This is a genomic window from Enterovibrio nigricans DSM 22720 (assembly GCF_900167155.1).
GTDB classification, from domain to species: Bacteria; Pseudomonadota; Gammaproteobacteria; order Enterobacterales; family Vibrionaceae; genus Enterovibrio; species Enterovibrio nigricans.
In genome coordinates, this window is record NZ_FUXU01000158.1 from 1 (window position 1) to 3,891 (window position 3,891).

Here is a 3,891-nt window from a genome sequence, read left to right on the forward strand (position 1 = left end):
GCCTGAAACTCAGTATATTGCTTAAGAACCGAACAACTTTAGGCTGCCATGTCTTCCAACCGAATTAAGCAACAAAGCCACTCAGCGATGATACTGTTATTCATCCGCACCACGATTATGGCGGTATTATTAAAACATTTAAACGTGATAATTATGCCATCGTGGGTTTTTCTGGATTTTGCACTCGTTATCAGACTGCATTAGAAAATTTCACCGTCACTTATCTATATGTAGGTGATGATGCGCCTACCCCTTTTATTACGGAAGTAAACAACGAATCAGACACGACAAAGTGCCCTGAAAATACGGTGTTTATCTATTCTCTTCCAGACTTTAAAGGAACAAGAACAACCTTTGAGGCGAGAAATCAAAAATATTACCCAGAACTGCCTTGGGGTAGCTTTAAATTCAATTTGGATTGGAATGAATGGGAGGATATTATATTTGCATATAAAGGGTATAACGGTACAGGAAGTAAGTGGGCATGGGATGAAGAAGCCGAATATGCCAATGTAAATGATTTTCTAGATGTAGGCTTGGAAAACCCGATTCTAACAGAAATTGATTTTTTCCCAGCGAATAAATCGGTCAAAGATGCTAGAGAAAAACTGGAAGAAGCTTTGTCTCTATTGCTAAAATTAGAGAACAGAAAGAAAACACGTAGTTAATTGGAATACTTAAAAGATAATTTTAAGGCCACTTGCATTCTGCAATTGGCCTTTTCTCTTTGGCAAAATGTACAATTATATAGCTACTATCACAATAGATGCATTTCTAGTACTCAACACAACTGTGAATTTCTGCAACATTACATTCCAATAATAGCCAGTGACACAGCTAAACGGCGCGGCGTACACTCCATCTGTCTCAAAAATAATAACAAATCGTTATAAAGCGGAGTTTCTTATGAAAACTAAATACACTGCGATTGCCTTAATTCTGGGTTCTACTTTGTTCAACCAAGCGTTTGCTGCAACAAATGTTCAGCCAGCTCAAGCAGCAAAAGCGACGTCGGTTTCGACGGTGGTGAACGCAAATACCGCGATGGACGATCAAGACGTTGTGCTGACTGGCTACATTGTTGATTCTCTTGGCGATGAAATGTACACCTTCCAAGATTCAACCGGCGTTATTACTGTTGAAATCGATGACGATGATATGGCTGCAATCGATATTGATGCCACTACGCAAGTCGTTCTCGTGGGTGAAGTGGATGCAGAGCCTAACGCCAACACGATTGCTGTTGATAACATTACTCTCGCGAAGTGAGTTTAATACCGTCGCAAACAATACTCAGTTACTAGGCACGGTTGCTTACTACTTCTAATATCAATGACCCGTTCATCGCGGGTCATCTTTTCTGGTCATCCTCCCGTCTTGTTTTTTGCTTTAAAAAGCCATTATCTTTATGTTAAGAAAGGATTTTAGTCGCCATTCTTGTATATTTATCTTGCTTAGAAAGTATGAGCTTTCGCACAGATGTATGGGCACTTAATACAATACTTTGCCGCATTAAAGAGAATCCATCGAAAAGATGGGTGTCTCAAGCAATTCACCAGTCAAAAAGAACAGCAACATCCTATATTCTCGCTCCGTGCTCTCTATTCATGCTAACGCTTGAAGATATTTGAAACGAAGGTTGTTTCGATGCAGTTGTCGGTAGGGACGCCATGTAACTAATTCAATTGAAAAGGGATTAATCCAATGAAAGCAAGCAACCTTTGCCTTATTACACTGGCGATGACTGCGTCGTTTGGCGTGTTAGCGAAAGACGCACTGACTGTCGTTTCAGATAAGGCTATTTCAGAGCAACGTGAAGAGTTAGCGGAAAACACCGAAGGTGAAGGGTTCGGCCCCCAATCTCCGCGTGATATTGATTCTGTCGGTGGGAATAACACGACGCTATTCAGTACTGCCCCTTCTTATACAGAAATGAATCTGTGCAATATCCATTTCCACAAAAACGCCGAGCATAAAGGTGGCGAGTTCACGACGTACGCAGGTAACGGTGATGGCGAAGGCTATCATACAGGTTACAAATACTCGGGGTCCTTGACGGAAGACGAATTGACGCCAGTAAGTGGCAAAATTTGCCCAAGCAAACATGGTGATCTTAAGCCCGGTGACACGATTGAAGTGCATTATGTACACTCAACCGCGCAGGTTTCACCTGGCCCGACGCTTGGCGCGTGCTTGAGTGATGCCAATAAGAACCCTCAATTGCGCGTAGAAACACAGGTGTACGTATTGGTGAATGACAAAAATGCCTACGACTTTGAGACATTGACTGAGCATGAAGTAAAAGACGGAGTGCATCAAGCGGTCGCAATTCCCGTGAATACAGGGAAACCCGTTCAATACGCGGGTTCGACGACGGGTCCAAGCTATAATGAAGCCGGCTCGCCATTTCAGGTGACTTGGAATGTTCGCCCTAACGTCGCCAAAGTAAACATAGATACTGTTGGGGAATGGTGTGAGGGCAATGCGTTTGATGAAGACCATGCTCATGGCGTTCGAAACCTTGTCGTGAACAAAGATCTTCTGTCTGAAATTGTGAACTGATTCTGAATCTAAGGGCGCACAGAAGGTAGTTTGCGCCCTATTCTTCTCTTAAATATTCTCTCTTCTACTCTTTCTCATTCGCGTATCGCGTCGATTACTCATTTTCACGTTGTACCAAAGCAATAATGTCTTTGGCTTTCACAAAGTGGTCGAGCCTGTGGGTATGAATCCACCACGTTGCAGCTTCCATTAACAACGATGGATTGTCATTCTTGTTAGCGAAAAAGGCGTAAAATGACACCTTCACGTTTTCACCTTTGGTGTTGATTTTAGCACGACAAACGCTGATGATTTTCTGACGCAAGGACGTCCGCATAGGCATGCCTTCCCTATTAAACTTAAAGGGCTGTGTATTAATACAGTATCATGTAAAAACGTGACTTCTTAGTATTGATCAAGGTTGGTTTTCTGCAAATTACCGTTTCATTGCCTTGTAATTTTGATGTGTTTTGGCAAAGGTACGTGTTCTTATAAACAAAAATAATGGAAGGTTATGTCAGGTATTGTCGATTTGGATGCGCTTTTACGATCAATGAAACCAGAATTAGAGTCGTATGAAGTGGTTTTTTGCAGTGTTGATGGGAAATTAAAAGATTACATAGAACTCGCCCCGCTCGCGACGTTCCAAGAGTCAGAAGGTTTAACGCTAGTGTTAAGCAAAGCGATGGCAGACAGTGCCAAACTGCCTTATGACGGTGTGTTTAAAAAAATCACGTTAACGGTACATTCAAGCTTGGACGCAGTCGGACTGACAGCGGCGGTTTCAACCAAGCTTGCTGAACGAGGCATTAGTGCGAATGTCATTGCGGCGTTTTATCATGATCATGTCTTTGTGCCAGCTGATAAAGCCGAAATAGCACTTTCCGCACTTCAGGATTTTGAAAAACGTCAGCTTCATTAATTAAGTAAACGACTCAACGCATTGAAATGCCGCTTTGCGCGGCGTTTGTTGCAAGGTAACCCTCTAATATCTCCAGCCTTTATCTCTTTTTATACTTAGCTTATTCACCACAACAACCACTCTTCATTCCGTGGTTTAGGTCATGTTGGCGGAAATGTAATACTCACATGTTACCACCTTGTTAAATGAGTACGTTTATATAGCAATCACTGCATTCCAGCACAACATTGGCGTGTTTCGCCCCTAAGAAGAGGAATAATGATGGCTAAAGTACCGATGATTACAGGTGATTTTGTCGAAGACTATGAAAATATGGTGCCTTTCCAAGCACTGATTGGTAAGACCCCAGAACTCTATACACTTTCAAGCTTCTGATAATACTGTCTTTCGTATTCATTCGGTGACAGTCCACCATTAGTACCATGATT

Annotated in this window: 5 protein-coding genes; 4 read left to right on the plus strand and 1 reads right to left on the minus strand. The window is 42.1% G+C overall.

Annotated elements, in window-relative coordinates:
- Positions 1-161 precede the first annotated feature (161 nt).
- The 3 genes from B5D35_RS22965 (at position 162) to B5D35_RS22975 (ending at position 2,562) form a co-directional block, all read left to right on the plus strand.
- Positions 162-668 (plus strand): hypothetical protein, encoded by a 507-nt coding sequence (locus B5D35_RS22965; RefSeq protein WP_078754726.1) that lies wholly within the window; start codon positions 162-164, stop codon positions 666-668.
- A gap of 238 nt (positions 669-906) precedes the next feature.
- The gene (locus B5D35_RS22970; protein WP_078754727.1) at positions 907-1,269 is read left to right on the plus strand and encodes a YgiW/YdeI family stress tolerance OB fold protein; all 363 of its coding nucleotides are present in this window, start codon (positions 907-909) and stop codon (positions 1,267-1,269) included.
- A gap of 471 nt (positions 1,270-1,740) precedes the next feature.
- Positions 1,741-2,562: a delta-class carbonic anhydrase gene (locus tag B5D35_RS22975; protein ID WP_244556723.1), complete on the plus strand. Its 822-nt coding sequence runs from the start codon at positions 1,741-1,743 to the stop codon at positions 2,560-2,562.
- 94 nt (positions 2,563-2,656) lie between these two features.
- On the opposite strand, the gene B5D35_RS22980 is transcribed toward B5D35_RS22975, so the two are convergent.
- Positions 2,657-2,878, minus strand: a complete 222-nt coding sequence (locus tag B5D35_RS22980; RefSeq protein WP_078754729.1) for a DUF6500 family protein — start codon at positions 2,876-2,878, stop codon at positions 2,657-2,659.
- A gap of 177 nt (positions 2,879-3,055) precedes the next feature.
- On the opposite strand from B5D35_RS22980, the gene B5D35_RS22985 reads away from it, so the two are divergent.
- Positions 3,056-3,463, plus strand: a complete 408-nt coding sequence (locus B5D35_RS22985) for an ACT domain-containing protein (RefSeq protein ID WP_078754730.1) — start codon at positions 3,056-3,058, stop codon at positions 3,461-3,463.
- Positions 3,464-3,891 lie beyond the last annotated feature (428 nt).

What these genes read in the sequence shown, in the direction of transcription:
- B5D35_RS22970 (WP_078754727.1), top strand. Translation starts at nt 907, where the DNA reads ATGAAAACTAAATACACTGCGATTGCCTTAATTCTGGGTTCTACTTTG.
- B5D35_RS22975 (WP_244556723.1), top strand. Translation starts at nt 1,741, where the DNA reads ATGACTGCGTCGTTTGGCGTGTTAGCGAAAGACGCACTGACTGTCGTT.
- B5D35_RS22980 (WP_078754729.1), bottom strand. Translation starts at nt 2,878, where the DNA reads ATGCGGACGTCCTTGCGTCAGAAAATCATCAGCGTTTGTCGTGCTAAA.
- B5D35_RS22985 (WP_078754730.1), top strand. Translation starts at nt 3,056, where the DNA reads ATGTCAGGTATTGTCGATTTGGATGCGCTTTTACGATCAATGAAACCA.